Genomic DNA, 13,380 nt, shown 5'->3' with positions numbered 1-13,380 from the left:
TTGGGTTAGCTTATTAGAACTCTTCCGAAGTACAACGGCAAATTTGGGGGATCACCCGCTTTCATGGGAGCTGCGCGTGCACAGCATTAACGGCTGCGCGCAGCAATGCGGCGGTGCAATATGTTGCGGTGCATGGAGTCGCGTCAGCGGTGCGCGATGTCGCTCTTCGCGAGGTCCCACATCAGCGCGTAGGTGCCGACGGAGACGGGAAGCGGGAAGGGCGATGCGGCGGGGCCGGTGAAGCGTTCGGCAATGACAGCCGAGACCGCGCCGACATGCGTGCCGTCGATCAGCACGAACCAGTCGCGTGCACCTTCGTTGCGCACTGCCGGAATCCCGGGCGCTGCGCCCGACAATTCCGGCTCGCTCTCGAGCAGATGCATCGAGATGATGCCGTCGCGCTTTTCCGGCGCCAGCCTTTCTTGCAGCGCATCACGCCATGGCGCGGCGTTGTCGGGCGTCGGCCGCAGCCGCACCACGCCGAGCGCAGCTCCGCGTCCGCTGCCGTTGCTGATGGTGACGCGCGCGACGACGCGCAGCATGTCCTTGAAACGCGCCATGGTCTGCCGCGACCAGTCGGTCGGGCTCGCGAGCCTTGCCCGGTAGGCGGGGCTGTCGAGCACGTCGAGCGTCGCGGTCGAATAGAGGCAGAGATATTTGGGATTGGCGGCGTGCGCGACATAGCGCCGCGCTTCCAGGAATCCCTCGATCGCGACACGCTCTTCCAGATGCTCGCGATCGTACCAGCGGTTGAAATCGGCCTCATCGGCCGCGTCGATATTCATCGAGGTCAGCAGCATGCCTTTCCCGGCGAGCGGCATTTTTCTTGTCCTCTCATCGCGCGGACTTCGAGGCAAGGTCCGCGATCGACTTCATGACCGCGTCCCTCACGCCGGTATCATAGAGCGAATGCCCGGCTTCTTCCACGATGCGAAGCTCGGAACCCGGCCAGACTTTCGCGAGCGCATGCGCTGTCTCGGGCGGGCACAGCAGGTCGTAGCGGCCCTGGATGATGATGCCGGGAATGCCGGCGAGCCTCCCTGCATTCTGCAGCAGCTGGTTTGCGGTCATGAAGCTGTCGTTGACGAAGTAGTGCGCTTCCATGAACGGCGTCGCCGGTAATGTGCGCCAGACGTTCAGCGAGGCGAGGTCGAGCCGCGTCCGTGCGGGCTTGTGCTCGGACAAGATGCGCTCGGTATCGTGCCAGGCCCGCGCCGCCGGTCCATGCACGGCCGGATCGGCATCGAGGATGCGGCGCCAATAGGCGTCTACCGGCCGGTCCCGCTCCTCGGGCGGCAGCACGCTGAGAAAATCCTCGTGCAGCCCGGGATAGAAATGCGGCAGGCGCACGGTGAAGCCGGTGACGACTTCCGCCCGCGTGCCCAGGAAGGTCGCGCGCAGCGCGATGCCGGAGACGCGCTCGGGATGCGCCTGCGCATACGCCAGCGCCAGCGTCGCGCCCCAGGAGCCGCCGACCACGATCCAGCGTTCGAAGCCGAATTTCTCGCGGATCTTCTCCATGTCCGCGATCAGATGCGCCGTGGTGTTGTGCTCGCGCGAGCCCTTCGGCCGGCTGCGGCCGCAGCCGCGCTGGTCGAACAGCACGGCATGGAGACGCTCAGGATCAAAAAGCCGGCGATGATCGGGCTGGCAGCCGCTGCCGGGCCCGCCATGCAGGTAGATCGCAGGGATTCCGCCGGCGCGGCCGACGCTCTCGACATAGAGCTCAAAGCCGTCGCCGACGTCGAGCATGTCGGAGGTCAGCGGCGCAAAGGGATCGGCACGCCTGAGTGAGCTGGCCGCGTCGGCGTCAGGCGTCATTCTCGGGTTCCAGGGTGCCGCCGGCGAAGTTGCGGTAGAGGAAGCGGCTGGTCTCGCCCTCGGCCTCGCGCTCGGCCTGCTTGAAGATGGTCTCGTGCAGCGGCGACAGCGCACAGGCCGGATCGGTGTTGGCGGCATCGCCCGTCAGCGCGAAGGCCTGGCAGCGGCAGCCGCCGAAATCGATCTCGCGGAATTCGCAGGATTTGCACGGCTCCTTCATCCAGCCGGTGCCGCGATAGCGGTTGAAGGCCTCGGAGTTCTGCCAGATCCAGGCGATCGAGTGGTTGGAGCGCACGGATTCGAAGTCGAGCCCGGTGATGCTCTCGGCGGCATGGCAGGGCAGCACCTTGCCGGCCGGCGAGATGTTGAAGAACTGCCGGCCCCAGCCGCCCATGCACTTCTTCGGCCGCAGCGCGTAATAGTCCGGCACGACGTAGTCGATCGAAAGCCGGCCCTTCAGCCGTTCCCGCGCTTCCTCGACGAGGCGGGTGCATTCGTCGAGCTGCGCCACCGTCGGCATCAAGGCGGCGCGGTTCTTCAGCGCCCAGCCGTAATATTGCACGTTGGCGACCTCGAGCCGGTCGGCGTCGAGATCGATCGACATCTGGATGATGTCGGGGAGCTGGTGCAGGTTCTGCCGGTGCATCACCGCATTCACGGTGAGCGGCAGGTCGAGCTCGCGCGTCCACTTCGCGACTTCGAGCTTCTTGCGGTGCGCGTTCCGGTAGCCGGCGACGCGATCGGCAAGGCCCTCCTCGACGCCCTGGAAGCTGATCTGCACGTGGCACAGCCCGGCGTCCGCCAGCTCGCTCAGCCGCTCGCGCGTCAGCAGCACGGCCGAGGTGATGAGGTTGGTGTAGAGGCCGACGTCGCTGGCATGCTTCACCAGCTCGACGAGATCCTTCCGCGCCGTCGGCTCGCCGCCTGAGAAATGCACCTGGAGCACGCCGATCTCGGCGAGCTCGCTCAACACCTTCTTCCATTCCTCGGTCGTCAGTTCCTTGCCCGAGCGGTCGAGCTCGACCGGGTTGGAGCAATAGGGACATTGCAGCGGACAGCGATGCGTGATCTCGAGCAGCACGGCGAGCGGAATGCCGAAGGTCTCCGCCGTCGAGCGCTGCTTCTCCAGCACCGCGAGGCTGTCACTTGTCCCGGGCGGGATTTTGGGATTACCGAGCACATCGCTCATGACGTCTTCTCCCGGGCCTCGGTGAGGAAGCCCTTGTCGGCGAGATCCTGGAGCATGGCGACGACATCGGTGAGGATCGCCTCGCGCGGCGCGGCGTATTTCGCCGCCAGCTGGTCGGAAACGTCGCCAACGCTGCGCTCGCCGTTGCAGAGCTGCAGGACCTCGACCGCGATCTCGTCCGGTGCCAGCACGCGCTCCGGCGCCAGGATCACCCACACTTTGCGCGTCTCGTCGTATTTCAGCTTGGCATGCCGCGGCAGCACGGGGCGGCTCGCCTCGCTGACGCAGATATGACGCGGCCCGGCCATGACAGTTCCTCTTCAGCTCGCCTTTTTAGTTTTCTTTGGGCACGAACGCGCCCGGCGGAATGTGGCCCTCGACATAGGCGTGCTGGAGCGCATCGAGCTGCACCCACAGCACGTTGGTCTTGAAGATCAGCGCATTGCACACGGAGGCACGCTCCTCCGGCGTCCTCGCATGCGTCCTGACATATTCGAGCGCGAAATTGGCATCGCGCGGCGCCTGCGTGAGGCGGCGCTTGAAGTAGCTCATGATATCAGGATTGACGAAATCATAATGCTGCAACATGCCGGCGATGCGCTCTTCGTGGATGCTTGGCGCGAACAGTTCCGTGAGCGAGGAGGCGATCGCCTCCAGCGGGCTCTTCTCGCGGCAGTAGTGGACATAGGCCTCCACCGCGAAGCGCGTAGCGGGGAGAATGCCTTCGGTGGATTCCACATAGGCGGTGTCGAGGCCGAGGCCTTCGGTCAGCTTCAGCCAGCGCTCGATGCCGCCTTCGGAGCCGACATCGCCGTCATGGTCCTCGATGCGGTGGCGCCATTCCAGGCGCGTGGCGCGGTCGCGGAAGCGCGAGATCACCACCGCGTCCTTGATCGGGATCGTGCTCTGGTAATAGTAGCGGTTCAGCGCCCAGGCCTGCACCTGGCCCTTGTTCAGCATGCCGCCGTGCAGCAGCTTATGGAACGGATGCAGGCTGTGATAGCGGGTCGCGCCGATATGGCGCAGCGCCGCTTCCAGCTCCTCGGCCGAGTTGAGCTTGATGTCCTTGCCGATCGAGAGCGCGGTTATTCCAGTCAGTGATGCGGCATTCACAGCACGATCTCCGTTCCATCCGCGGGTATCTGCCAGCCCGCCTGCTCGGCCGCTTTCCGCTCGGGTGAAGCGGGCAGCAGCGCCGGGTTCGAGTTATTGATATGCAGAAACAGCTTCCTGTCGATATCGAGGTCGGCGAGCCGCGCGATCGCGCCGTCCTCGCCGGACATGGCGACATGCCCCATGCTCTTGCCGGTCTTGTGGCCGAGCCCGGCTTTGATCATCTCGTCGTCCTGCCAGACCGTGCCGTCGAAGAACACCAGCGCGGCGCCGTCGATCTCGGCCTTGAGCGCGTCGGTCACTTCGGCGCAGGCGGCGATGAAGTAGAAGCACTTGCCGGTTGTCTTGTCGGTGATCTTGAGCCCCAGCGTATCGCCGTCGCCGGTCTCGCCGCCCGGATGCGCCTTGCCTTCCAGGTACCAGGCCGATTTGCCGGGGACCGCGAACGGCAACACCTCGATTCCAGACCGCGCACCGTCAACCAGCCGCGGCTCGAACGGCTCGCTGATGGCGATCGGCTGGCGCCGCACGTTCTTCTCGTTCAGCACGTTGAAGATGCTGTTGGCGCTGAGGATCGCCAGCACCTTCTCATGCGCATAGACCGTGAAGGGCGAGCCCTCGCGCATCGACAGCAGGCCTGCCACGGCATCGACCTCGCCATTGGTCAGGATCACGCCCGCGACCGGCGTATGACGCAGCGCGCCCGGCTTGGGGTGCAGTTGCGGCGTGGCATTCAATTGCTGGCGCAGATCGGGGGAGGCGTTGATCAGGAACCAATGCTCACCGTCGCCGCTGAAGGCGACCGAGGCCTGGGTTCGCAAGAGCTCATCGCCGATGGCACGGGCCGTGCGGCAACCTTCGCAGCCACAATTCCATTGCGGCACTCCGCCGCCGGCCCCGGCGCCCAGGACGACGACGCGAAGCATGATCCGTCTCCTGGAGGCAACGTCGCGAGGTGGATCTCAGGCCGACACGAAATCTATCTTCCGGAAATGCATCGTGACCGGAAGACATCGTAGCCGAGAGTGCCCGACCGAAAGAACCACCTGCGCAGAACGCAAACTCACCAACCGCTTACTTGCGGGTGGCGCTCACATACATGTTGATTTCCATGCCGCAGGGCACTTCGACGATCTTCGGGGCTTTCCAGGCCATTTGGCTCTCCATTTTCGTGAATTCGGACGCATCCGCCCACGGGTTAAATTACTGCGGGTGGAAAAGTTCGCCAGTGAAATTTTCCCGACCTAAGTAGTAGGCTGGCGGAATTGTTGCACTGCAAAGAGAGCGTATTGCGGCCGTAAAGTTGAGCGAATGACATAAGAAAAATTACCGATAGGTCGTGATCCCTGTCGGGATAAACCAGTTGTGAGTATGGAACGGCTTCCAATCGGCTACAGGCGACCCAATCTGGACCTCGGTGATGCCCAAATATTTCTTCAACACCCGCATCGGCGATGAATTGATCGTGGATCCCGAGGGCGAGGATCTGCGGAATCCCGATCGCGCCTGGGAGGTCGCCCGCCAGATGATCCTGGAGGTCCTGAGATCGGAAGGGACCCAGCCGGCGCTGCTGGAGGCGGTGATCGAGGTCACCGATGTCGACGGCGAAGTCGTGCTGGAGTTTCCCTTCACCGAAGCGCTGCTGGACATGCCGGATCAGTCCGCGACGAGGCATTAGAGAGGTCCGCCGCTCTCTCCACGTCATTGCGAGGAGCGCGCGACAAAATTGCGAAGCAATTTTGCGCTGATGCGACGAAGCAATCCAGACCGGTTCCGCGGAGACAGTCTGGATTGCTTCGCTGCGCTCGCAATGCCGAAAGATGCCGCAATCCGAGCCCTTCGCCCTGCGAAATCCGCATGGCTTTACCGCGTTCCCGGCGCTAAAAGACGCCGGTTACACGGAGCAAGCCATGCAAGATCTCTGGCGCCTGTCGGCTGCCGACCTCGCCACCCTCGTCAAGACCAAAAAGGTGTCCGCCAGGGAGGCGGCCAAGGCGGGCCTCGCCCGTCTGGACGCCGTCAATCCCCAGCTCAACGCCGTGATCGACCACCGGCCGGAGGACGTGCTCAAGCAGGCCGACGCCGTCGATGCCGCAATTGGCCGGGGCGAGGACCCCGGCGTGCTGGCCGGCGTGCCCGTCACCATCAAGGCCAATGTCGACCAGGAGGGCTTTGCCACCACCAACGGCCTGAAACTCCAGCGCGACCTGATCGCGCGGGAAGACAATCCGGTGGTTGCCAATTTCCGCAAATCCGGCGCCATCCTGCTCGGCCGCACCAATTGCCCTGCCTTCTCCTATCGCTGGTTCACCACAAACCTGGTCCACGGCGACACCAAGAACCCCCGCGATGCCTCGCTGACGCCGGGCGGCTCGTCTGGCGGCGCCGGCTCGGCGGTCGCGGCCGGCATCGGCCATATCGCCCATGGCACCGACATCGCCGGCTCGATCCGCTATCCCGCCTATGCCTGCGGCGTGCATGGCCTGCGGCCGACCCTGGGCCGCATCCCCGCCTTCAATCCGGCGCTGCCGGAACGCCCGATCGGCCCGCAGATCATGGCGGTGTCGGGACCCCTGGCGCGCACCGTCAACGACATCAGGATTTCGCTCGCGGCCATGTCGGCGCGCGACATCCGCGACCCCTGGTATGTGCCGGCGCCGCTGGAAGGTCCCGCGCGGCCGAAGCGCGCCGCGCTCTGCCTCAACCCGGACGGCCTTGCGACCACGCCGGAGGTGAAGGCGGCGGTGACCGATGCCGGCAAGCGCCTCGAGCGTGCCGGGTGGACCGTTGACGTGATCGAGAACACGCCGCCGATGCGCGAGGCGGTCGAGTGGCAGATCAAGCTTTGGCTCGGCGACGGCTATGAGGCGCAGCTCGAGATGGCAGAGCGCGAAGGCGATCCCGGTGCGCTGGCGTGCCTGCGCGGCAACCGCAGCAGGGTGACGCCGATGGACCAGGCGAATTACGCGAAGGCATTGACCCGCCGCGCCACGCTGACCCGCGACTGGATGCTGTTCTTCGAAAAATATGCGGTGCTGCTGACGCCGGTCTCCGGCGAATTGCCGTTCCCGGATCATCTCGACCGCAAAGACGACGAATCCTTCAAGCGGGTCTGGGAGGCGCAGCTGCCCCAGATCGCGATTCCCTTCATGGGTCTGCCGGGCCTCGTGGTCTCCACCGGCCTCGTCGGCAAGGCGCCGGTCGGCGTGCATATCGTGTCCGGCCGCTACCGCGAGGATCTGTGCCTGCTTGCCGGCGAAGCGATCGAGGCGGGCGGCGTGCCGCCGTCGCCGATCGATCCCGTGGGTTAGCGATGTCGGCGATTTACGACTTCAAGGCCAACTCGCTGCTCGGCGAGGAAGTGCCCATGCGCCGGTTCGAAGGGCAGGTGCTCCTGATCGTCAACACCGCGAGCAAATGCGGCTTCACGCCGCAATATCGCGGCCTTGAGGATCTCTACCGCGATCTCTCGCCGCGCGGCTTCGCGGTGCTCGGCTTTCCCTGCAACCAGTTCGGCGCGCAGGAGCCGGGGCAGGCGAGCGAGATCCAGGAATTCTGCTCGACCAATTACGACGTCACCTTTCCCCTGTTCGAGAAGATCGACGTCAACGGCGCCAACGCGCATCCTTTGTATGAGTATCTGAAACGCCAGCAATCCGGGCTCCTCGGCGCCTCCATCAAATGGAATTTCACCAAATTCCTGGTGGACCGTGCCGGCCGGGTGATCGCGCGCTACGCGCCGACCGCGCGGCCCGAAGGATTGCGGCAGCAAATCGAGACCCTGTTATGAGCGAGACAATCATGAGCGACGAATTTCCGGACCGCCTGTCGGTCGATCCGAACAGCCCCTATTACAACGCGGACATCCTGGCGCGCGACGTCGGCATCCGCTTCAAGGGCATCGAGAAGACCAATGTCGAGGAGTACTGCATCAGCGAAGGCTGGGTCCGCGTCACCGCCGGCAACGCCAAGGACCGCCACGGCAACCCGCTGACCATCAAGGTGCACGGGCCGGTCGAGCCGTATTTCAGGGATAAGAAGTAGCATGCTGTCATTCCGGGGCTCGCGAAGCGAGAACCCGGAATCTCGAGATTCCGGGTTCGATGCTGCGCATCGCCCCGGAATGACGAAAAGGGAAAGTTGAGACCCCATGTCCGTCCGCATCGTCGACGTCCGCGAGATCACCAAGCCGATCTCATCGCCGATCCGCAACGCCTATATCGATTTCACCAAGATGACGACGAGCCTCGTCGCCGTCGTCACTGACGTTGTGCGCGAAGGCAAGCGCGTCGTCGGCTACGGCTTCAATTCCAACGGCCGCTACGGGCAGGGCGGCCTGATCCGCGAACGCTTCGCCTCTCGCATCCTGGAGGCCGATCCGAAGAAGCTTCTGAACGAGGCCGGCGACAATCTCGATCCCGACAAGGTCTGGGCCGCGATGATGATCAACGAGAAGCCGGGCGGCCATGGCGAGCGCTCGGTCGCGGTCGGCACCATCGACATGGCGGTGTGGGACGCGGTGGCGAAGATCGCGGGCAAGCCGCTGTTTCGCCTGCTCGCCGAACGTCACGGCGTCAAAGCCAACCCGCGCGTGTTCGTCTATGCCGCCGGCGGCTACTACTATCCCGGCAAGGGGCTATCGATGCTGCGCGGCGAGATGCGCGGCTATCTCGACCGCGGCTACAACGTCGTGAAGATGAAGATCGGCGGCGCGCCTATCGAGGAGGATCGCATGCGCATCGAGGCGGTGCTGGAGGAAATCGGCAAGGACGCGCAGCTCGCCGTCGACGCCAACGGCCGCTTCAACCTCGAGACCGGCATCGCCTACGCCAAGATGCTGCGGGACTATCCGCTGTTCTGGTACGAGGAGGTCGGCGACCCCCTCGACTACGCGCTGCAGGCCGCGCTCGCCGAATTCTATCCCGGCCCGATGGCGACAGGCGAAAACCTGTTCAGCCACCAGGACGCCCGCAACCTGATCCGCTATGGCGGCATGCGTCCGGACCGCGACTGGCTGCAATTCGACTGCGCGCTGTCCTATGGCCTCTGCGAATACCAGCGCACGCTCGAAGTGCTGAAGACCCATGGCTGGTCGCCAAGCCGCTGCATCCCGCATGGCGGCCACCAGATGTCGCTCAACATCGCCGCCGGCCTTGGCCTCGGCGGCAACGAAAGCTACCCGGACCTGTTCCAGCCCTACGGCGGCTTCCCCGACGGCGTGCGCGTCGAGAACGGCCACATCACCATGCCGGACCTTCCGGGCATTGGCTTCGAGGGAAAGTCGGATCTCTACAAGGAGATGAAGGCGCTGGCGGAGTAGTTCACTCCACGCCGCGCATGTATCGTTGCGATAGGCGCGAGAACTCTCCCCAACGTCGTCCTGGCGAAAGCCAGGACCCATTACCCCAGGGAGGAGTTATCGCGAAGACTCGTCGTCGCCTGCATCACCCACGCAACGCGGAGTCTTCGCCAAATGGGCTGCGGTGGTAATGGGTCCTGGCTTTCGCCAGGACGACAGAACCCTACGACAGCCGCATATCCAGCAGCCGCCGTCCTTCGCCCTTCAGCAGCTTCTTCACCGCGCTCGAGGCAACGATCTCGCCGTCATTGGCGTAGGCTTCGTGGTTCTTCTCGATGTCGTCGAGGCGGTAGAGGTAGTTGACCATCACGCCGGCCGACTCGCGCACGCCCTTGGGCGAGAGGTCGCCGAGCCAGTTGATGCGCTCGAGCCGCGCGCCGTTGCCGAGATGGAAGCGGGCGACGGAGTCGATCAGCCGGCCCTTCGCCGTGCGGGCCTTCAGGAAGTAGTGCGCCGCGAGCGGCTCCAGTATGCCGCGCAGCAGTGCCGTCGTCTCGGGGTTCTCGAACCATTTGGGATCGTCGAGGCGCTTCAGCACCTCGCGATCCTCGTCCGACAGCGGCAGCTCCTTGTCCTGCTTGACCCATTGCATGAAGCCCGGCACCGGCGACAGCGTCACGAAGCTGTCGAGCTTCGGCAATTCGCGGCGCAGCTCTTCCACCACCTGCTTGATCAGGAAGCTGCCGAACGAGATGCCGCCGAGGCCACGCTGGGTGTTGGAGATCGAATAGAACACGGCGGTGCGCGCGCGCTCGATCGGCAGATGCTGGCGGTCGACCGCCAGCAGCGGCGCGATCGCGCCGGGAATCGTCTCGGTCAGCGCCACCTCGACGAAGATCAGGGGCTCGTCCACCATCGCCGGATGGAAGAAGGCGTAGCAGCGGCGGTCGACCGGATCGATGCGACGGCGCAAATCGTCCCAGTCGCTGATCTCGTGGACGGCTTCATAGCGAATGATCTTTTCGAGGATGTTGGCCGGGGTTGACCAGTCAATCCTGCGCAGCACGAGAAACCCCCTGTTGAACCACGAAGAAAGCAGATGCGAGACGTCGCGATCGAGCGCGGCGAGATCGGTGTGTCCGTTCATCATGCCGAGCAGGTCGGCACGCATGTTGACGAGGTCGCCGGTGCCGCCGGGCGCGCGGTTGAGGCGGCGGATCAGCTCCTGCCGGCGCGGCTCGGAGGCGAAATGCAGCGAGCTCGCGTCCTCGTCGCTGGGCTTGGCGCGCCATTTCTCTATCGCCTTGGACAGGCGTTCCCGGTCGGGGCCGAAATCGCGCACCAGCGCCTCGAAGAAGGCGCGGCGTCCTGCCGCATCCAGGTCCTGGTAGAGATCGAGCACCTCGCGCGCCATGGCTGTGCCGGAGGCTTCGCCCCGGCCCGACAGCAGCGCACCGCAGAGCGCGATCAGGCCGTCGGCGTCCTGTTTGGTATCCGCGGAATCGCGACGAAGCAGCGTACGGCCGCGCTCGGAGATGGTGGCGAGGAGATCGGAGAAGAAGGCGTTAGCCATCTGGGCCTTTCGAAACCGGTTTGTGCGGTGCGGAAGCTTACACGGGATTTAGGCAGAAGCCGATCACAATCAAGCAGGGGAATTTGGCAACTTTAGTCAGGGCAGGCGACTCAGGAACGTTGTCATGCCCCGCGAAGACCGTCGCGCTTCACAACCGCTGTCATGCCCCGCGCAGGCGGGGCATCCAGTACGCAGCGGCGTCTCGGTTCTAGCCGCGCCGTCTCGGAGTACTGGATTGCCCGCCTTCGCGGGCAATGACACCGGGAGTGGAGCGGCGAGCAACGACACCGAGGTTGCCGCTACCCCTTCCCCGCAAACTCCGTCGGCGTCCGCCCTGTCACCTGGCGGAACGCGGCCGAGAACGCCGGCACGCTGGCATAGCCGAGCTGGGTCGCGAGCTGCTTCACCGAAACGTTCGCATCTGTGGACAGCCGCTGGATTGCCGCGGCGATCCGGGCGCGCTGGCACCAGCTCTTGAAGCTCAGTTGCGTCTCCGTGGAGAACAGCCGCGACAGCGTGCGCGCGGAGGTTCCGACCTCGCGCGCCAGCGTATCGATGTCGTGCAGGCCGGTTGGGTCGTCGAGCACGATCATCGCGGCGCGCCGGCAGCGCGGCTCGCGCGGCAGCGGCACGAAGGTCGCGGAATCCTCGGCCTGGTGCAATTCCAGCATGACGAGGCGGACCAGCAGCTCGGTGCGCTCTTCCGTGTTGCGCGCGTCGAACAGCGCGAGGATCGCCTGGTTGAGCAACGGCGAGACCCGCACCACGAATTCCTTGGTCAGGCCTTCATAGCGTTGCTCGCGCTTCAGCCAGGGCAGGTCGAAATACAGCGTGCGCAACTCGATGTCGGCGAGCAGGTCGATGGCATGCTCGAGCCCGGCCGGGACCCAGACGGCGCGGTCCGGCGGCACCAGCCAGCGGCCCTTCGGTGTCGTCACCTGCATCGTGCCCTTGGCGGCATAGACGAGCTGCGCCTCGCGGTGCATGTGCGGATCGAGCCGCAGGCCCCTGGGGTAGTCACGCGCGACCAGATGCACGCCCGCAGGCGAGCGATGGTTGCTCCGGACCTCCCGGAGGATTGGCGTTTCCAAGACAGTCATTGGCTGCATCCCGTCATTTGCCCGAAATATAACTCATTTCGGAGCAGGAGAGGATTCGTATGAACAGCCCCAGCCGGGTCATCAGTTTCGTCAACGCAGGCCATTTCATCGACCATTATTCGATGCTGATCTTCGCCGCCGCCGTGATCATCATGGGGCCGGCGCTCGGCATGGCCTATTCGGAACTTTTGCCTTACGCGACGCCGGGCTTCATCGCGTTCGGCGCGGGCTCGCTGCTGACAGGCTGGCTCGGGGACCGCTGGAGCCGCCGCCACATGATGCTGATCTTCTTCGTCGGCATTGGCCTCTCCATGATCTCGGTCGGCTTCGTTCAGACCCCGGTTCAGCTCGGCGCGGCGCTGCTGGCGATCGGCATCTTCGCCTCGATCTACCATCCCGTCGGCACCGCCATGATCGTGTCCTATGCCGACAGGCTCGGCCGCGAGATGGGCATCAACGGCGTCTGGGGCAATCTCGGCGTGGCCTCGTCCGCGCTGGTGACCGGCGTGATCGGCCAGTATCTCGGCTGGCGTTTTGCCTTCATCGTCCCCGGCGTCGTCACCATCCTGATCGGCATCGCCTTTGCGATGATCGTCGTGCACGAGGACCGCAAGGGTTCGAAGCAGGCGGCGGCGCAGGCGCGCGTCGCCAAGCAGGACATGTGGCGCGTGATCCTGGCGCTGCTGATCGTGGTGATCGCGATCTCCACCACCTTCAACGCCGTCACCGTCGCGCTGCCAAAACTGTTCGCGGAGCGGCTCGCCGATCTCACCAGGAGCCCGGCGCTGCTCGGCGTCATCGCGGCCTGTGTCTACGTGTTCGGCGCCATGACGCAGTACACGATCGGCCGGCTGCTCGACCGCTATTCGCTGAAGACGGTGGCGCTGCCGCTGTCCTTCATGCTGGCGCCGTTCCTGTATCTGGCTGCGAGCCTGTCCAATCTGCCGCTGATCCTGGTCTCGATCGGCATCGTCATGGGTGCGTTCGGGCAGGTCACGGTCAACGATGCCATGGTCGGCAAATACACCACGGAAGAGTGGCGCTCGCGCGCCTATGCCGTGCGCTATTTCGTCGGCTTCACCGCCGCCGGCGCCTCCGTCGGCCTGGTCGCCTGGCTCTACGAGCAGGGCGGGTTCGTCACCATGCTGCACGCCTTCGCCGCGCTCTGCCTGCTCGCGATCGCCGCCGCGTTGATCCTGCCGCGCGAGATCCGGACGCCGCAAGCGGCGTGAGGGGCAGTGAGGCGGGCGGCTCGCGCCACCCCGTCATTCCGGGGCGTCGCACA

The 13,380-nt window shown here is 64.9% G+C and carries 15 protein-coding genes; 6 read left to right on the top strand and 9 right to left on the bottom strand.

Annotated elements, in window-relative coordinates:
• Positions 1 to 143: 143 nt before the first annotated feature.
• The 7 genes from WN73_RS03100 to pqqA all read right to left on the bottom strand — a co-directional run bounded on the left by WN73_RS03100 (position 144) and on the right by pqqA (position 5,278).
• Complete coding sequence (locus WN73_RS03100; RefSeq protein ID WP_271551396.1) at positions 144 to 821, bottom strand: DUF4286 family protein; 678 nt, start codon at positions 819 to 821, stop codon at positions 144 to 146.
• A gap of 13 nt (positions 822 to 834) precedes the next feature.
• A complete protein-coding gene (pip, locus tag WN73_RS03095) occupies positions 835 to 1,821 on the bottom strand; it encodes a prolyl aminopeptidase (protein WP_161533614.1) in 987 nt (328 codons plus the stop codon).
• Entirely contained in the window at positions 1,811 to 3,010 is a 1,200-nt protein-coding gene (gene pqqE, locus WN73_RS03090) for a pyrroloquinoline quinone biosynthesis protein PqqE (protein WP_271551395.1), read from the bottom strand. The genes pip and pqqE overlap by 11 nt, the downstream gene beginning before the upstream one ends.
• Positions 3,007 to 3,318 (bottom strand): pyrroloquinoline quinone biosynthesis peptide chaperone PqqD, encoded by a 312-nt coding sequence (pqqD, locus tag WN73_RS03085; protein WP_271551394.1) that lies wholly within the window; start codon positions 3,316 to 3,318, stop codon positions 3,007 to 3,009. Before pqqD ends, pqqE begins: the two co-directional genes overlap by 4 nt.
• 25 nt (positions 3,319 to 3,343) lie before the next feature.
• Entirely contained in the window at positions 3,344 to 4,123 is a 780-nt protein-coding gene (gene pqqC / locus WN73_RS03080) for a pyrroloquinoline-quinone synthase PqqC (protein ID WP_271551393.1), read from the bottom strand.
• Complete coding sequence (gene pqqB / locus WN73_RS03075) at positions 4,120 to 5,049, bottom strand: pyrroloquinoline quinone biosynthesis protein PqqB (protein ID WP_011089475.1); 930 nt, start codon at positions 5,047 to 5,049, stop codon at positions 4,120 to 4,122. The genes pqqC and pqqB overlap by 4 nt, the downstream gene beginning before the upstream one ends.
• A 148-nt stretch (positions 5,050 to 5,197) precedes the next feature.
• On the bottom strand, positions 5,198 to 5,278 hold the full coding sequence (gene pqqA / locus WN73_RS03070; protein ID WP_007595659.1) for a pyrroloquinoline quinone precursor peptide PqqA: 81 nt from the start codon (positions 5,276 to 5,278) through the stop codon (positions 5,198 to 5,200).
• A 265-nt stretch (positions 5,279 to 5,543) separates the two neighbouring features.
• Here pqqA and WN73_RS03065 point away from each other — a divergent pair, with 265 nt between their 5' ends.
• The 5 genes from WN73_RS03065 (at position 5,544) to tarD (ending at position 9,443) form a co-directional block, all read left to right on the top strand.
• The gene (locus tag WN73_RS03065) at positions 5,544 to 5,801 is read left to right on the top strand and encodes a DUF6894 family protein (RefSeq protein ID WP_028174561.1); all 258 of its coding nucleotides are present in this window, start codon (positions 5,544 to 5,546) and stop codon (positions 5,799 to 5,801) included.
• Between the two features lie 232 nt (positions 5,802 to 6,033).
• A complete protein-coding gene (locus WN73_RS03060) occupies positions 6,034 to 7,434 on the top strand; it encodes an amidase family protein (protein ID WP_271551392.1) in 1,401 nt (466 codons plus the stop codon).
• A 2-nt stretch (positions 7,435 to 7,436) separates the two neighbouring features.
• A complete protein-coding gene (locus WN73_RS03055) occupies positions 7,437 to 7,913 on the top strand; it encodes a glutathione peroxidase (protein WP_011089471.1) in 477 nt (158 codons plus the stop codon).
• A complete protein-coding gene (locus WN73_RS03050) occupies positions 7,910 to 8,167 on the top strand; it encodes a DUF3297 family protein (RefSeq protein ID WP_011089470.1) in 258 nt (85 codons plus the stop codon). Before WN73_RS03055 ends, WN73_RS03050 begins: the two co-directional genes overlap by 4 nt.
• A 106-nt stretch (positions 8,168 to 8,273) precedes the next feature.
• Positions 8,274 to 9,443, top strand: a complete 1,170-nt coding sequence (gene tarD / locus WN73_RS03045; RefSeq protein WP_271551391.1) for a D(-)-tartrate dehydratase — start codon at positions 8,274 to 8,276, stop codon at positions 9,441 to 9,443.
• 202 nt (positions 9,444 to 9,645) lie between these two features.
• Here tarD and WN73_RS03040 read toward each other — a convergent pair whose 3' ends face one another.
• Together WN73_RS03040 and WN73_RS03035 are read right to left on the bottom strand one after the other, a co-directional pair.
• Positions 9,646 to 10,995 (bottom strand): malonyl-CoA decarboxylase, encoded by a 1,350-nt coding sequence (locus WN73_RS03040; protein WP_011089468.1) that lies wholly within the window; start codon positions 10,993 to 10,995, stop codon positions 9,646 to 9,648.
• A gap of 299 nt (positions 10,996 to 11,294) precedes the next feature.
• Positions 11,295 to 12,095 (bottom strand): AraC family transcriptional regulator, encoded by an 801-nt coding sequence (locus WN73_RS03035; RefSeq protein ID WP_161533618.1) that lies wholly within the window; start codon positions 12,093 to 12,095, stop codon positions 11,295 to 11,297.
• Positions 12,096 to 12,154: 59 nt separating this feature from the next.
• On the opposite strand from WN73_RS03035, the gene WN73_RS03030 reads away from it, so the two are divergent.
• On the top strand, positions 12,155 to 13,327 hold the full coding sequence (locus WN73_RS03030) for an MFS transporter (protein WP_161533619.1): 1,173 nt from the start codon (positions 12,155 to 12,157) through the stop codon (positions 13,325 to 13,327).
• Positions 13,328 to 13,380 lie beyond the last annotated feature (53 nt).

This window comes from Bradyrhizobium sp. CCBAU 45394, from assembly GCF_028128655.1.
Taxonomy (GTDB): Bacteria; Pseudomonadota; Alphaproteobacteria; order Rhizobiales; family Xanthobacteraceae; genus Bradyrhizobium; species Bradyrhizobium diazoefficiens.
The sequence above is the reverse complement of the archived record's forward strand: the minus strand, read 5'-3'. Positions and strand labels throughout refer to the sequence as shown.

Coding starts and splice junctions, on each gene's coding strand:
- WN73_RS03100 (WP_271551396.1), bottom strand. CDS start 821: ATGCCGCTCGCCGGGAAAGGCATGCTGCTGACCTCGATGAATATCGAC.
- pip (WP_161533614.1), bottom strand. CDS start 1,821: ATGACGCCTGACGCCGACGCGGCCAGCTCACTCAGGCGTGCCGATCCC.
- pqqE (WP_271551395.1), bottom strand. CDS start 3,010: ATGAGCGATGTGCTCGGTAATCCCAAAATCCCGCCCGGGACAAGTGAC.
- pqqD (WP_271551394.1), bottom strand. CDS start 3,318: ATGGCCGGGCCGCGTCATATCTGCGTCAGCGAGGCGAGCCGCCCCGTG.
- pqqB (WP_011089475.1), bottom strand. CDS start 5,049: ATGCTTCGCGTCGTCGTCCTGGGCGCCGGGGCCGGCGGCGGAGTGCCG.
- pqqA (WP_007595659.1), bottom strand. CDS start 5,278: ATGGCCTGGAAAGCCCCGAAGATCGTCGAAGTGCCCTGCGGCATGGAA.
- WN73_RS03065 (WP_028174561.1), top strand. CDS start 5,544: ATGCCCAAATATTTCTTCAACACCCGCATCGGCGATGAATTGATCGTG.
- WN73_RS03060 (WP_271551392.1), top strand. CDS start 6,034: ATGCAAGATCTCTGGCGCCTGTCGGCTGCCGACCTCGCCACCCTCGTC.
- WN73_RS03055 (WP_011089471.1), top strand. CDS start 7,437: ATGTCGGCGATTTACGACTTCAAGGCCAACTCGCTGCTCGGCGAGGAA.
- WN73_RS03050 (WP_011089470.1), top strand. CDS start 7,910: ATGAGCGAGACAATCATGAGCGACGAATTTCCGGACCGCCTGTCGGTC.
- tarD (WP_271551391.1), top strand. CDS start 8,274: ATGTCCGTCCGCATCGTCGACGTCCGCGAGATCACCAAGCCGATCTCA.
- WN73_RS03040 (WP_011089468.1), bottom strand. CDS start 10,995: ATGGCTAACGCCTTCTTCTCCGATCTCCTCGCCACCATCTCCGAGCGC.
- WN73_RS03035 (WP_161533618.1), bottom strand. CDS start 12,095: ATGACTGTCTTGGAAACGCCAATCCTCCGGGAGGTCCGGAGCAACCAT.
- WN73_RS03030 (WP_161533619.1), top strand. CDS start 12,155: ATGAACAGCCCCAGCCGGGTCATCAGTTTCGTCAACGCAGGCCATTTC.